Raw genomic sequence first — 13,231 nt, 5'->3', positions numbered from 1 at the left:
ACCCTCCGCTGCCCGTCGCCCGCCCGGCCGCCTGCGCGCCACCCGGCGCGGCCGCCGCTCGCCGCCCGGCTGCCCATCCACCCGGCCGCCGCTTGCCGACCGCGCCGGCAACGCCGCCCAGCTCGCCGCCCCTCCCGCTGGCGCCCGCGCCCGCGAAGGGAAGTGTCTCCTCACCTACACCTGGCCCACCGGGGATAAGGGGTCCGGGTTACGTCCACAGACACCCCCAACACCAGCCGCGCCCACGCTCGGCAGGGCTTACGACACAGTTAATTAACACTACTGGATGTTTTTATGCGTATGATCGGGAAAGCGGTGAGCCACTCCCGGCGCCCGCGCTAGCCCCCTTGTCCCCAAGAGGACCCATGATCAACGCCCTCACACATTCACTCATCCATCTGGAGGAACGCCACGACCGCGACGGCTGGGAGCGGCCGCCGGCCTTGTACCTCCTGACTCCGGCGCCGAGCGACAACCGGTACGAGGCACGCCCGGTGCCGGTGGAGTCGTGGCATCTGCGCGGCACGGTCTATGACAGTGTCCGCACGTACCGGCAGGTCATAGCTGCCGCCTACTACGACAGGCCGGCGCCGGCGCCCAGGCTGGTTGCTGTCGCGATCGTCGTTGAGGACTATGTGAAGCTGCCCGGCCACCCGGAGAGGCAGCGTGCCCGCATCGCCGCCGCTGGGCGCCCCTCCGGGGAGTTCGCGTACGTCCTGCGGCCGGCGACGGCATCTCAGATCGAGATGTTCGGCGGCGACAAGGCTGGGCGCAGCCAGGTTCTGGAGCATGAGCTGTCACGCATGGCCGCGCTGCTCAGCGGCGTGCAGCAGCCCTTGCTCGACCCGTACCTGCCGTAGCGGCAGAGCTGGTCGGCCGAGCCAAGCCGTTCACACCCACGCCCGGATCCAATCAGCCCTCGTCCGCCCGGCTCACGCCGGGCGGGCCTACGCGAGGAGAACCATGGACTCTCAGCCCGACAAAAGCCTGCGCAGCCTCCTGAACGGTGAGCTGCTCATACGTTTTCACGCCGCCGTGGGCCGCCTGCTCGACCATCAACAGCAGACCGAGTCCAAGCACGCCTGCCTGCACGACGCCGATCCATGGGCACGCAGCGCCGACTGCCCGCTCCGTCAGGAGGTTGCCGACCTTCACGCGGAGATCGCCACCCGCGGCGACATGATCGTCCTCGACGCGGCCACCCCCATCCCGGGCTTCGCTTCCGCCAAGGTGCCGGGCGGCGAGGTCGGTATCGACCTGGGCACGCGCGAAGTCGTCCTCATCCAGCACGTTGATGGCATACCGCGCCGCATCCGCTGGATTTGGGAGGACGCTCTCGTAGCCGGCGAAGTCCTCATGACTGCCGCGATCGCAGCTCGTAACCAGCCCGATCCCGCTCAGGTGGAGAAGCTCGCCGTCATGATGCATGACTTCGGCGACAGCGACCTCGTGGCACTGGCCCGGCACTTGATCGCGTCCGGCGTCCAGTTGCCCGACGCCTCCTGACTTCGCCCACCGCCCGCTCTGCCCGTCCGCACGCGCGGGGCAGGCAGTCGCACTGGAGACAACACCGTGATCGTCAAGCTCTCCCCAGCCTTCGAGATCCGCGCCGCTCTGGCCACCTGGCGGGAGCGGGCCGCAGCTGCTCGCGAGGCCACCGTGACCGGCCATGGGCAGGAATGGCTTCCCTGGTACGGCGTGGCCCACGTTCAGCCGGACCCGAGTCCGCCGTCCATCATCGGCGAAATCTCGCAAGGCCCGGGAACCGAACCGGCCGTCAAGAATCCTGGCCAGGCCCTGGTCGCCCACCATCGGTACGTCCACGACCGCGAGGAGGCGTGGTACGAGTCCATGTTCATCGCAGGCCCGCTCGATGCCCGGCTGGCGCTGTGGATCGTCCTCACTGGCCCCGACCTGGCCGACCCCATCACCGCCCTGCTGGAACCCATCGCTGACGCCATGGAGGACCACGACGCCTCCGAGCAGTACGCCGGGCCCGGGCTGACGGGGCCGGACCGTAGGCGCGTCGTGGTCGATGACCGCGGCCGGGTCCGCCATGACTGGACCGCCGCTCTGGCCCTGGCCCGCCGGCTCAGCATGCCCGCTTCCGCGCTTAACGACCCGCAAGGCACGGCCGAACCGCGAGCCTGCAACGGCCTCTGCGTCACGATCGCCGACGTCGGCACCGCCAGCGACATCGGCCACGTCCCAGACCTCGCGACCTTCCCGCATCCGGGCTGTGAGCGGCATGCCGCAGGTGCCGGCCGGGTACCGCGTTCCTGCCCGCCGAGCTGACGGCCTGACGGAATCCCGCTGGCAGCGGCCCAGCTCCTTCGTGATGGCGGGGCCGCTGCCGTCGGCGTTTCGTTATGGCTGGACGACGCCGTAGTCCGTGGCGGCCATGGCGATCAGGTCGCCTCGAGGCGTGAACGGGACGGCGTCGCCGTCGAACATCGGGGGCAGCTCGACGGCCTCCTTCACGATCACACTGCGGTAACGGGAGCCGTTGAGCAGGCTGGAGGCGTCTCCGCCTGCGGCGGCGAAGTCCGGCTGGGAGCTGGAGAACAGCGGGATCTGGGCAACTAGCCAGATGACGCGGTCTTCGTCCGCGGGGGTGACCGTCTTGTTCAGAGGTGCCCAGCGCCAGCCGCCGAAGGTGTACAGGTTGGCCTTGTGGTCGCTCTTGGCGACCAGCTCCGGGATGCCGCCCACGTACACGCCCAGCCGGGACTCCGTGAACGCGTCACCGATGGCCGGGTTGGCGACGGCGACGCCGACGCTGGCGATGCTGGCACCGGCGGGCAGAACGGCAGAGACGCCGAACAGGGCAGCGGCCACGCGGGCCGTCCGGGTGATGTACGGCGGGAGCACGGTGGCGCACGTGTACCCGTGCAGGTCCAGTTCACTGAGGCGCGGCGCCGCAGCAGGAGGCTCCGGCTCGACGGACTGGCATCCGCAGGTGACGGTGATGGTCACCGGCTCTGTGGTACAGGTCTGATCGACGTTGATGCTGGTCATGTGCCCCCCGGGTTGTTCGAGCGCCAGTCAGCCCTCACGAGCCGGACTAGTTCACGTGTTCGATTTGCTGGGTGACCGTAGCGTCGCCGGTCGCTCCCGGCCAGCCGGGCTATGGCGGTCGGCAGTGCCCGGGACCGCATGGCCGGCCCGGGCACGCTAGGGTGACTCATGTGACCGAGCGGCTTCGGCGAGCTATCAGCGCCGGGCGGGAGTAACAAGCAGGACTACAGTCCTCTCCCGCACCGGCGTGACGTGCTGTCCACACTCCCGCTCGCCGCATTCGAGGCCACCATGCCCACGCCTTCGCCGTCCTCGTCGTCTTCGCCGTCACCTCCACCGCTCGGCCGTACCGCGGTCCGTCCAGCCTGGCAGACCCTGCCCGAGCCCGTTCGCCACGCGGTCGCCGAGCAGCTGCCCGCGCCGATCGCGTCCGTCGCCGACCAGGGCGGCGGATTCACCCCCGGCATCGCCGCCCAGCTCCGCCTGGCCGACGGCACCGCCGTGTTCGTCAAGGCGGTCCCCGCCACGCACCCGCTGGCCGAGGTCTACCGGCACGAAGGCCATACCGCCGCCCGCCTGCCGCTGGCTACCCCGGCGCCGCGCCTGCGCTGGACCGCGACGACCGGCGCATGGGTGGTGCTCGTCTTCGACAATGTCGACGGCCGCCACCCCGACCTGACGCCCGGCTCCGCCGATATCAGCCGGGTCGTGAACGCCGTCGCCGCGATGAGCGAGGCCCTGACTCCGTGCCCGATCCTCGATGTGGAGCCCTCCTCCACCGCCCGGGGCGACTGGCTGCACGGCTGGGACCTCATCGCCGGCCAGGTGCCCGCCGACCTGGGCGCGTGGGAGCGCCGGCACCTGAACGACCTGATCAAGGCGGAGACGCTCTGGCGGGCGCACGCCAACGGCTCCACACTGGTGCACGGCGACATCCGCCCCGACAACCTGCTCGTCACCGTCGACGGCACCGTCGCCGTGGTGGACTGGGCTCGCGCCTCCCGCGGAGCGTCCTGGCAGGACGTGGCCGACCTCGTACCACACCTGATCATGGCCGGGCACACTCCCGCCGCCGCCGAGTCGTGCCTCGCCGAGACACCCGCGTGGCAGAAGACCGGCGTCGAGGTCCTCACCAGCTACGCGGTCGCATACGCCGGCTACTGGACCGGGATGAGCCGCCAACCGGCTCCCGAGGGCGTGCCCCACCTGCGTTCCTATCAGCGTCACGCCGCCACGGCCGCGATCGCCTGGGTCCGCCATCGTGCCGACGCGACCTCACCGGTCGCTTGACCCGTCCGCTGGCCCGCGTCATGACCATCCGCGAGATGAACCTCTACCGCCGCTACTTCGACCTGGTCGCCGCCGGCCGAAAAACCATCGAGGTCCGCGTCCAGTACCCCAACCTGCGCAACCTCAAGGCCGGTGATCACATCCGGTTCGTCTGCGGCCGCGACGACGCCCTCACCCGCGTCAAGCGGGTGGCCCGCTACACCAGCTTCGAGGAGATGCTCGACGCCGAAGGCGCGGCCAACGTCAACCCCGACAGCCCCCGAGAACAGCAGCTGGCCAACATCCGCCGCATCTACGGCCCCGAGAAGGAGGCGCTCGGCGTGCTGGCCATCGAGATCGAACTCCTCCGGCCCGCCACCGCATAACCCCAGCACACCCCGGAACGGATCAGGGTGTGCGCCGAGCGGGCCCCGACCGCGTCCAGGGGGTGCCCGAAGGTGGGCTCCAAACGTTGACAACAGGCGCACGACGAACCGGGGCTACCGGTCGCGCAGGTCCGCCGGGAAGAGGGCTTCGGGAGTCCGAGAGCCGAGACTGCGGATCGGCGAGCGGAGTGCGCTCAGCCTGCGCGGAGACGTAAGCGGCGTTATCGTCTACGCTCCCTCTCCCCCTTGTGGAGAGGTCCCCGGATGCCTTCGTTTCTTCCCTGGCTCGTGTTGGTGCTCAGCTTGGTCGCCCTGGCCGTGTCCAACGTGTACCACCGCCGGTCTCGTCAGCACGCGCTCGACGCCAGCGCGGCAGCGATGGCCGCGTTCTCGTACGAGAAGCTCGCTATGGGCGCGGCCGTGGCCGCGGAGGAGAGCGTCCGGTTCGCCGGTGCGCAAGCGCGCAACGCCAGGCAGCCGGCCGCGCCGGCGGCCGATGCTCTGCTGCGGAAGCAGGGCCGGGCGAAAGCTGGGGCAACGACCGGGTTCATTCAGCACGGCCCGGGCGAGTTCTGCGCCGTGCTCGCTCGTGAAGGCGAAGCTCTGGTGGTGGCCGATGGGCAGGGTTCGGTGCCGGCGTCAAGCTCGGAGACGTCGGGGCGGTGCGCGAACTGCGGCCGCGCCGGGACCGTGTACGAGGTTCCGCCGCTGGGTGCCGACGCGGCCGCCTCGACGGAGGCGTTCACTCGCTGGCTGCGCGCCGTCCTCGGTCACGCCGATGAGGTCGGCGAACCGTACGCAGCCGCCCACCAGCAACTCCTGGACATGCACGGCCGCGTTGAGATGGTGGTGATGGGTGAGGTGCTGGGATCGCCGCCGACGCGGGCGCAGCAGTGCAAGGAGTGTGGCGGAGACGGGTGGCCGTGCCCGACCTTGCGCGTCGTCGCTGGAGCGTATCGATCCGCGTGGCCGCGCTGGGATGAGCGGTGGGCGGCTTGAAGCACTACCTCAAACGTGACGCGGATGGCGAGATCGACTGGTTTGCCCATGAGAATTCGTGGGCGTTCTCCAACGGCCCTGAGTGTCTGCGCTGCAAGGACATGTGGTGTCGGTGGTGTCATCCGGATCGGGTGGATGAGGAATGTCCCGGCTGGCGCCCTGCGTACGTGCCAAGGCGTGTGCGGCGGGCGAGGCGGGGCTATCATCTCCGGGCCCGCCTTCGGCGCCGCCGTCAACGCCGGAGGCCGACGTGACGTCAAGCCGGAGGACCGGCAGGAGCCGCATCCTCTGGGCGCCGCCGGGCACCCCGCTGAGCGACGAGGCGGCCTGGTGCGGCCTCGGTATCGCTGATGATGCACGGATCGAGTACTGGCCGGTCGACGCCGGCGCTGAGCCGCCGGTCAGGAAGTGGTTGCCGGCCATCATGACGACGTGGGTCCTCCATGGTGGTGTGTGCGTCGTACGCTGCCTCGAGGACGAGCGGCCACGGCCTGAGCGGCGCCGGGTCAACGTCATGTACCGGCGGCGGGTTCTGCGCCGCATGCGCCGCCGCAGGAGGGCGTGATGTCCGGTGACGCCTTCCACGTCCTGCTCACCAGCGTGATGGGGCTGCTTGTGGACGACGCCGCGGCGGCCGCCGGCCGGGCGATCATGGGGCGGCTGCACGACCACCCGGTGCTGCAGGAGGTACGTGCGCGCCGCGACGTCGCCTGCTTGTCGTGGCCCGACATGGTCGGCGAGGCGGTCGAGCAGGTCATCACCGCGGAGCAGGCGCAGTCCCTGCGCGCCTACTTCGAGGGCCTGCGCAGGCAGCACCCCGCCGCGGCGCTGCCGAGCCTTGAGCCGGTCGCGCCCGGTGAGCGGTGGGCGACCGTGTACGGGGTGCGGCTTGTCATCGAGGATCGGCGTCCCCTGATCGCCGAACAGCATGGCAGCGGCGGCGCCGGAAGCTTGCGGGAGATCGCAGCGTGGATGCTGCCTGCTGGCACCGCGCGGCATCGGCACACCTACGTGTACCTGCCGCGACTGACGGTCGGCGACCTGCTTCCGAGAGCGCGCGCGGAGATCGCGGAAGCGTTGGATGCGCCGCACTTCGTGTGCGTGCTCGAAGCCGGTGACCTGCCGCCGCACGCGGTACCTCCCGAGCTGCGCCGTCACGGGGGGAGGCTCGTGTACGGCTTCACCGCACGGGCGATCCCTGGCAGGACGCCGTCCATCGTGATCCGGCCGGGCTCGAACCTGCCGGGTGGCTGGCTGCACCCGGGCCGCTCAGGCCGCTGGGAGGCACGCGGCGAGATCCGCGACCGGGTCCGGCTGGCCGCCGTGCACAACCTGACGGCGCGCACGCTGACCGCGTACGCGACCGGCCGGGTGGAGATTCGGGGCAGGGAAGCGGCTGAGATATTCGAGGTGACCGCGTGCGCGCCAACTCATCCAGTGGCCAGGCCCGAACAGTTTGTCGCTGGCCTGTCTCCGGCCACCACGCCGCTTCCGGACCGGCCGGACGAAAGCTGCTCGGGCAGCACGTGCGCCGAGGGCGCGAGCCGAAGCCGACGACCGGATTCGCTCTGCCCGGCACGCGGGCGAGGGCGCGAGCGTTGACCTCTCCTGTCGGTGACAGATCTTCATCTCAGTCCTGATAACCGGCGCGGCCTGCGGTAATCTCAGCTCCTCCCTTCCTGGGGAAGTGACTGGATGGGGGGCTGTCCTCCAGCCCGAGAGACAGAAGGGGCGAAGCAGACGTATGGCGGTCGGCCGATGCACCCACAGCCTCGACATCGGCGACGTCGTCGTGGTCAAGCGGTACACGTCGTGGGGGAGAGGAGAGCCCCGCCGGGAATGGGAGGCGCTCACCCTCCTGGCCGAACACGCGCCGGACCTCGCGCCCACACCCGTGGAAGCCGCGCTCGACGCTCACCCGCCGATGATCGTGATGAGCAGGCTGCCCGGCTGCGTCCTGCGCGGTCAGCACGCCACCGGCGAACAGGTCCAGGCCATGGCCGCCGCCCTGCACCGGCTGCATCAGATCCCATTCGATGTGGTGGCAGACGTCGAGCCCGCTCCCTGGGGGCCAGCAGCAGCAGTGACCAAGGCCCGGGCTTGGGCTCGCAAGCAGCCTGATCTCGGCGATGATCCTCTCGTTCGAGAGGCGTTTCGGGCGGGGACCGCGTGGCTGGCTTCGACCGCTCCCGACCAGCTCGTCACGAACCCGCTGCCGCCTGTCCTCGGCCTGGCGGACGGGAATCGGGCCAACTATCTGTGGGACGATCACGAGCGCTGTGTGCGGCTGATCGACTGGGAAGACTCCGGCCGTAGCGATCGCGCTTTCGAACTCGGCGAGGTCTGCGAACACATCTCTCACATCGACGGCTCGTTGGACGCCGACTGGCTGGTGCCCCACATCGACCTGGCGCCGGGAGAAGCTGAGAGGGTGCTGGGCTTCCGCCGGCTGATCGCGCTGGGCTGGTTTCTCCAGCTCGGCCCAGGTGGGCCGGCAACGCCGCACAACCCTGCAGGCACGCTGGAACGTCAAGCGAAGAGGATCCTGCAACTGTTCAGTTGACGCCGCACGCTGTACCTGCGGCGACACTGGCTGGTGCACCATGCTGAACCTCATGATCGGCCCAGCTTCCTGAAGTCCACGTCCGCCGCCCTCGTTCGGGATAGCTTGCTGGGGCGCACGCGACTGTGCGCGCCAGCAGGACCAATCCGACGAACAGGATCATGATGCGCGTATCCGTGATCGGCTGCGGCCACCTCGGCGCCCCTCATGCCGCCGCGATGGCCGAACTCGGCCACGAGGTGATCGGCGTCGAGCTCGACCCCGAGAAGTGCAAGGCGCTGGCCGCCGGCGTTGCCCCCTTCTACGAGGCCAGGTTCGGCGAACTGCTCGCGGCCCACACCGCCACGGGCCGGCTCCGCTTCAGCACCAGCATGGCCGAGGCCGCCGACTTCGCGGACCTGCACTTCATCGCGGTCGGCACCCCTCTGCGGGCGGACGGGCGCGGCTACGACACCAGCCAGGTGATCGGCGCGGTCGAGGCCCTGCTGCCGCTGCTGCCGCCCCGGCCGGCCGCGATCGTCGGCAAGAGCACGGTCACGGTCGGCACCGCCGCCCGACTCCAGCAGATCATCGACCGCTTCGCGTCCGCCGCCCGCGTGGACCTGGTGTGGAACCCGGAGTTCCTGCGCGAGGGGCACGCCATCGAGGACTCCCTGCGCCCTGACCGGATCGTCGCCGGGCTGTCCACCCCGAAGGCGCGGGCGGCGATCGAGGAGGTGTACGCGCCCATCCTGGCCCGCGGGGACGTCGAACTGATCGTCACCGACCCGGCCACGGCCGAGGTGCTCAAGAGCGCCGCGAACGCGTTCCTCACCACAAAGATCTCCTTCATCAACGCCATGGCCGAGGTGTGCGAGATCACCGGCGCTGACGTCAACACCGTCGCGTACGGGATCGGCATCGACAAGCGGATCGGGCACGGCGGCATGCGGCCCGGCATCGGCTATGGCGGCGGCTGCCTGCCCAAGGACGTGCGCGCGTTCACCCACCGCGTCGGCGAGCTCGGCGCCCGCGACGCGCACGGGCTCCTGACCGCCGTCGAGCACGTCAACGACGGCCGCGCCCGCGCCGCGGCCGAGCTGGTGGAGAAGGCCAACGGCGGCCCACTCGACGGCTGCCCGATCTCCTTCCTCGGCGCCTCCTTCAAGGCCGGCACGTCCGACGTGCGTGACTCGCCCGCGCTCCGGCTGGCAGAGCGACTGGTGGAGCGCGGCGCGGCACCGGTCATCTACGACCCCGAGGCCCTCGACGCGGCCCGCGCCTTCCACCCGGGCTTCTCCTACGCCGACACCGTCCATGACGCCCTGCAGGCGGCCGACCTGGTGGTGATCGGCACCGAATGGCCGCAGTTCACCCACGACCCCGGTCTGCCCGACGAGGCGGCCGCGCTGGTGCGCCGCAAGGTGCTCGTAGACGTCCGCAACGCCGTTGACGCCGGTCCGTGGCTGCTCGCCGGGTGGGAGGTATGGCAACTCGGCCGCCGACCTCAACGCCCTCCCCACAGCGCCGCATGAGCGCGACGTGTCTTCTATCCCTGTTAAAGACCTTTAGACGCCTGTCGCTAGCCCGCGAAGCGTAAACCTTCGTCGGTTCGGCGGCTGGGTGACCGTCTCCTCGGCCACGATGATGCGTGTGACCAGCATGGAGAACTCCGCGCCTGCAGGCGTTGTGTCGGCGACTGAGATCGAGGCGGCATTGGGTGCGCGCTGGCCGAAAGGGCTTTCGGCACTGCCCGACTGGGCTGACTCATGCGCGGAAGCCGACCTGCAGCCGGGCATGACGGTCTTCGAAGCGAACGAGGGCAGCGGTCCGACGGTGCTGCACGTGGTCGAGGTAGTCGATCTGTATGATCAAACAGGCGATGAGGACCTGGAAGGCATGGTCCAGGTGAGCGGGGTGTGCGCCTCCACAGGCAACGCGTACTCCTATCGGATCTGCGGCGACAACAGCGCCGAGCTCGTCACTCCGCAGAAGGCGCAGGACCTTTCCAGCATCGCGAATGACGTGCTCACCAGCTGACGGGGATGCCAGAGGGCGAGACGTGCGGTCGTCAGTTTACGGACGGTAGGTCCACCTGTTCGCGAGACAACCTGGCCCGCATCGGGCGAGACTGCCCGCATGACCGACCTGGCCACGCCGTTCTCCCGCGTCAAGATCCGCGTCGGCGCCCTCGTGTTCTGTGGCGACGAAGTCGCGCTGATCCGCCGTGATCGGCCGTCCGGCTCGCATTACACGCCGCCCGGCGGCGGCGTGAAAGCTGGGGAGTGCCTTCTCGCCGCGCTACGCCGGGAACTTGCCGAGGAACTCTGGCTCGATCCCAACGACGCGACGCCGCCGGAACTGTGCTGGGTCCAAGACCAGATGGTCACCCGGCCCGGCCCTACCCCGTCTCCGCGCAAGCTCCACCTGGTCTTCCGCTGCCACGTCACGCCGAAGGTACGCGCCCAGCTCGCGACAGTGGAGCACGACGAACTGCCGGACGGCAGCACCGAGCTGGGGATTATCGAGTGGGTGCCCTACAGGCGGGCCGAGCATTTGCCCCTGTTCCCGCTCATCGGAGCGGCAGTGAGCGCGCTGGCCAGCCCAGATGCGCCGACCGGTAATCCTCACCTACCGCCCATCACGGACGCAAACTACACCTGGAAATAGCAACAGGTCCGGGGCGGCCCGGGGCGGCGCCGGGTGTTGCGCAGATCTTGACGCGGCCTGCGTTCCGCATGAGCGGCGGCCGAGCCAGTTGGACCACCCGTTCGGACGCTCGGGCATGGCGTGGCCGGGTGCGGGCCGGTTCGGCGGGCGGCTGGGTGACGGGGCGAACTGGTGTCCGCCGGTGTCCATGATCGCTGTGTTGCCGGTTCAGAACAGCGGTTCGAGGGTGGGCGAAGTGGGATCCATGTGGGGGCAGCGTGTCGCGGGGGCGTGCAGGTCGTCGCGATAGCTGGCGCCGGTGGCGCGGGCCATGCGCTGCCAGAAGCCTTCAGCGGTGGAGTATTGGGGGCTGGTGGTCCAATCGTAGTCGGGCGCGGTGGCGTAGGCGGTGAGCACCAGCCGACGCCCCAGGCCGAGGTTTTGGTGCTCCTCGCCGACCGAGGTTTTGCACACCAGCGCCTGCCGGCAGGCGTGGCAGACCTGATAGGTGATGCTGCCGATCTGCTCATCGCGCCAGGTAAGGACGAACTCGGCAGCGTCGGCGGGGTTGTGGGCCGGGCGATGACGGAGCTGGGCGGTGCGTCGTTGCCAGCGCCGGTACCACCAGCGCAGGTTGAGGCGGCGGACGAGCCGGCGCGGCAGCCGGTGGCGGCCCAGCAGGCCGGGCGGGGACGGTTCGCCGTCCATGCTGTCGAACCAGTCACTTCCGGCTTCGTCGGCGAGGGCGCGCTGCGCGTCGGGGTCGTGTTCGGCTTCCGCCTCCCGTACGCGGGCCAGGGCCTGTTCGGCGAGCTCGGCCGCGATCAGGTAGCGGCGCATCCGGCCAGGGTCGAACTGCCTGGCGCGGAGTTCCTCAACGCGCTGGACGGCGGCGCCGGGGATAGCGGCCAGCCGTGCCGGGTTGGCGCGGACATGCTGGAGCAGACGGTCGACGTGCAGGCAGACCCGCTCCGATTGCGCCCGTAGCGCCTGGCGCACGGCCTCGCGCTCGACGGCGATGTCCACCTCGAGAGGAACGTTGTCGTCGAAGCGCAGGTGGATGGCTGCTCGTACGGCATACAGCAGGTCGTCTCGGGTCTGCTCCGGCGGCGGACTTGTGCTCATCGCGCTCTCTTCCTTGTCGTGGCCGGCTGGCAGGGGATGGCAGACCGTGTGCGCGATGGGTCACCAGCCGCCGGAGTCTCCGCCGTAGTGGGAGTGCAGGATGGCCGCGGTGTCGGCGGCCATCCGGGCGGCGCCGCGCGTGGTCGGCGGCAAGCTCTCGTTGTCTGGCAGTGGGGCCAGGGCGTCTCGCAGCGCGGCGGCGAGTGTGATCATCGCTGCGGCGATGTCGTCGATGTCTTCGGGTGTGGCGTCGAGGAGTTCGTTCTGGCCGTGCCGGAGCATGGTGTCCAGATCGGCGCGGCGGGCGCCGTGGGAGTAGCGGCGCAGCAAGTGCTCGCCGAGGAGTTCGGTCAGCATGGCGACGGTGCGGTCGCACGCCTCGTCGCAGATGGTGAAGGCATCGCGGCGGGGTATGGCGTACTGGTCGAGCAGGCCGCTGACGGCGCCGGCGATGACGAAGCCGCGGCAGGCGTGAGCGAGGGTGACCGGCGCGGCCTGGCCGTCGGCCTTGGTGGCGGCGATGATGTCACTGGCCAGGGTGGACAGCCGACCGGCCAGCGTGCCAGTCGGCGAGTTGGGCGTCGTCATCGGCACGTTCCCCTTGCTGGCGATCGACGGTGAGGTGGCGTACGGCGCGGTGCTTGTCGGCGGGCTGGCCTTGGACGCGCAACGTGTCTGAGCGGACGTGGCCGGCCGTCTCGACGACGCTGACGGCGGTCCTGCTGCGGATGCGCGGGGCGACGATGGCGTGGTGGCCGACGTGGTCGCGGGGAGCGGGTGGAACGAGCATCGCGCCGCTGGGCTTGAACGTCACCTGGCCCAGTCCTGAGTCTGGCCGCCGGTCCGGCTCCGTGTTCTGCAAGGGTGCCGCCGCGGGTTGTGACCAGGCCAGGACCCGATGCTTGGAGGTCACTGTCGGAGTGTACTTCTGGGAAGACGTCACCTTCAGAAGTTCGTCCGAACACGAGCGCGGCATCCGCTGCCGGGCCCGCTACGCGACAACCTGATGGCGACGGGGGCCCGCCGGGCGGCGGAGTCCTTCCCCCGGCGGAGCTCGTCGCTAGGGTGTGCTCGCTGGGAGGCGCGAGGTGGCATGGTCCTCGCAGGTAAGCGCCGCCGTTAGCTGTCGCGGCCGCCGCCAGCAGTGAAGCGTCCAGTGCCCCGGGTGGGCGGCGTGATGTCGGGAGAGCAGACGCGGCATCGCCGGCCACCGCGGATTGCATCAGCGCGGACCGGGGTGGGC

16 protein-coding genes are annotated in these 13,231 nt (G+C 70.1%); 12 read left to right on the top strand and 4 right to left on the bottom strand.

Annotation, left to right across the window (positions count from 1 at the left end):
* Window positions 1-365: 365 nt before the first annotated feature.
* The 3 genes from ETD86_RS46590 (at window position 366) to ETD86_RS46580 (ending at window position 2,295) form a co-directional block, all read left to right on the top strand.
* Window positions 366-860 carry a hypothetical protein gene (locus ETD86_RS46590; protein WP_138673046.1) on the top strand — a complete coding sequence of 165 codons (495 nt, stop codon included), beginning with the start codon at window positions 366-368 and terminating at the stop codon, window positions 858-860.
* Window positions 861-1,035: 175 nt separating this feature from the next.
* Window positions 1,036-1,506, top strand: coding sequence for a hypothetical protein (locus ETD86_RS46585; protein ID WP_138673045.1), 471 nt, complete (start codon window positions 1,036-1,038; stop codon window positions 1,504-1,506).
* Between the two features lie 66 nt (window positions 1,507-1,572).
* A complete protein-coding gene (locus ETD86_RS46580; protein WP_138673044.1) occupies window positions 1,573-2,295 on the top strand; it encodes a hypothetical protein in 723 nt (240 codons plus the stop codon).
* Between the two features lie 72 nt (window positions 2,296-2,367).
* Here ETD86_RS46580 and ETD86_RS46575 read toward each other — a convergent pair whose 3' ends face one another.
* Window positions 2,368-2,976, bottom strand: a complete 609-nt coding sequence (locus ETD86_RS46575; protein ID WP_138673043.1) for a hypothetical protein — start codon at window positions 2,974-2,976, stop codon at window positions 2,368-2,370.
* A gap of 294 nt (window positions 2,977-3,270) precedes the next feature.
* On the opposite strand from ETD86_RS46575, the gene ETD86_RS46570 reads away from it, so the two are divergent.
* From ETD86_RS46570 to ETD86_RS46530, 9 genes are all read left to right on the top strand, one after another.
* The gene (locus ETD86_RS46570; RefSeq protein ID WP_138673042.1) at window positions 3,271-4,308 is read left to right on the top strand and encodes a phosphotransferase family protein; all 1,038 of its coding nucleotides are present in this window, start codon (window positions 3,271-3,273) and stop codon (window positions 4,306-4,308) included.
* The gene (locus ETD86_RS46565) at window positions 4,305-4,673 is read left to right on the top strand and encodes an ASCH domain-containing protein (RefSeq protein WP_246149328.1); all 369 of its coding nucleotides are present in this window, start codon (window positions 4,305-4,307) and stop codon (window positions 4,671-4,673) included. The genes ETD86_RS46570 and ETD86_RS46565 overlap by 4 nt, the downstream gene beginning before the upstream one ends.
* 264 nt (window positions 4,674-4,937) lie before the next feature.
* Window positions 4,938-5,672, top strand: a complete 735-nt coding sequence (locus ETD86_RS46560) for a hypothetical protein (RefSeq protein WP_138673041.1) — start codon at window positions 4,938-4,940, stop codon at window positions 5,670-5,672.
* 250 nt (window positions 5,673-5,922) lie between these two features.
* Window positions 5,923-6,237, top strand: a complete 315-nt coding sequence (locus ETD86_RS46555) for a hypothetical protein (RefSeq protein WP_138673040.1) — start codon at window positions 5,923-5,925, stop codon at window positions 6,235-6,237.
* Complete coding sequence (locus tag ETD86_RS46550) at window positions 6,237-7,274, top strand: hypothetical protein (RefSeq protein ID WP_138673039.1); 1,038 nt, start codon at window positions 6,237-6,239, stop codon at window positions 7,272-7,274. The genes ETD86_RS46555 and ETD86_RS46550 overlap by 1 nt, the downstream gene beginning before the upstream one ends.
* Window positions 7,275-7,416: 142 nt before the next feature.
* Window positions 7,417-8,235, top strand: a complete 819-nt coding sequence (locus ETD86_RS46545) for an aminoglycoside phosphotransferase family protein (RefSeq protein WP_138673038.1) — start codon at window positions 7,417-7,419, stop codon at window positions 8,233-8,235.
* 161 nt (window positions 8,236-8,396) lie between these two features.
* Window positions 8,397-9,749: a UDP-glucose dehydrogenase family protein gene (locus ETD86_RS46540; RefSeq protein WP_246149327.1), complete on the top strand. Its 1,353-nt coding sequence runs from the start codon at window positions 8,397-8,399 to the stop codon at window positions 9,747-9,749.
* A gap of 118 nt (window positions 9,750-9,867) precedes the next feature.
* Window positions 9,868-10,254, top strand: coding sequence for a hypothetical protein (locus tag ETD86_RS46535; protein WP_138673037.1), 387 nt, complete (start codon window positions 9,868-9,870; stop codon window positions 10,252-10,254).
* Window positions 10,255-10,353: 99 nt separating this feature from the next.
* Window positions 10,354-10,884: an NUDIX hydrolase gene (locus ETD86_RS46530; RefSeq protein ID WP_138673036.1), complete on the top strand. Its 531-nt coding sequence runs from the start codon at window positions 10,354-10,356 to the stop codon at window positions 10,882-10,884.
* 207 nt (window positions 10,885-11,091) lie between these two features.
* Here ETD86_RS46530 and ETD86_RS46525 read toward each other — a convergent pair whose 3' ends face one another.
* Genes ETD86_RS46525 through ETD86_RS46515 form a run of 3 tightly spaced genes read right to left on the bottom strand, consistent with a single transcriptional unit; the run spans window position 11,092 to window position 12,901 of the window.
* On the bottom strand, window positions 11,092-11,988 hold the full coding sequence (locus ETD86_RS46525; protein ID WP_138673035.1) for a hypothetical protein: 897 nt from the start codon (window positions 11,986-11,988) through the stop codon (window positions 11,092-11,094).
* A 60-nt stretch (window positions 11,989-12,048) separates the two neighbouring features.
* The gene (locus ETD86_RS46520) at window positions 12,049-12,576 is read right to left on the bottom strand and encodes a hypothetical protein (RefSeq protein ID WP_138673034.1); all 528 of its coding nucleotides are present in this window, start codon (window positions 12,574-12,576) and stop codon (window positions 12,049-12,051) included.
* Window positions 12,515-12,901 carry a hypothetical protein gene (locus tag ETD86_RS46515; RefSeq protein WP_138673033.1) on the bottom strand — a complete coding sequence of 129 codons (387 nt, stop codon included), beginning with the start codon at window positions 12,899-12,901 and terminating at the stop codon, window positions 12,515-12,517. The genes ETD86_RS46520 and ETD86_RS46515 overlap by 62 nt, the downstream gene beginning before the upstream one ends.
* Window positions 12,902-13,231: the final 330 nt, after the last annotated feature.

It is taken from the genome of Nonomuraea turkmeniaca (assembly GCF_005889735.1).
GTDB lineage: Bacteria > Actinomycetota > Actinomycetes > Streptosporangiales > Streptosporangiaceae > Nonomuraea > Nonomuraea turkmeniaca.
Note: the sequence above shows the minus strand (reverse complement) of the source record. Positions and strands in the feature narration are given on the sequence as shown.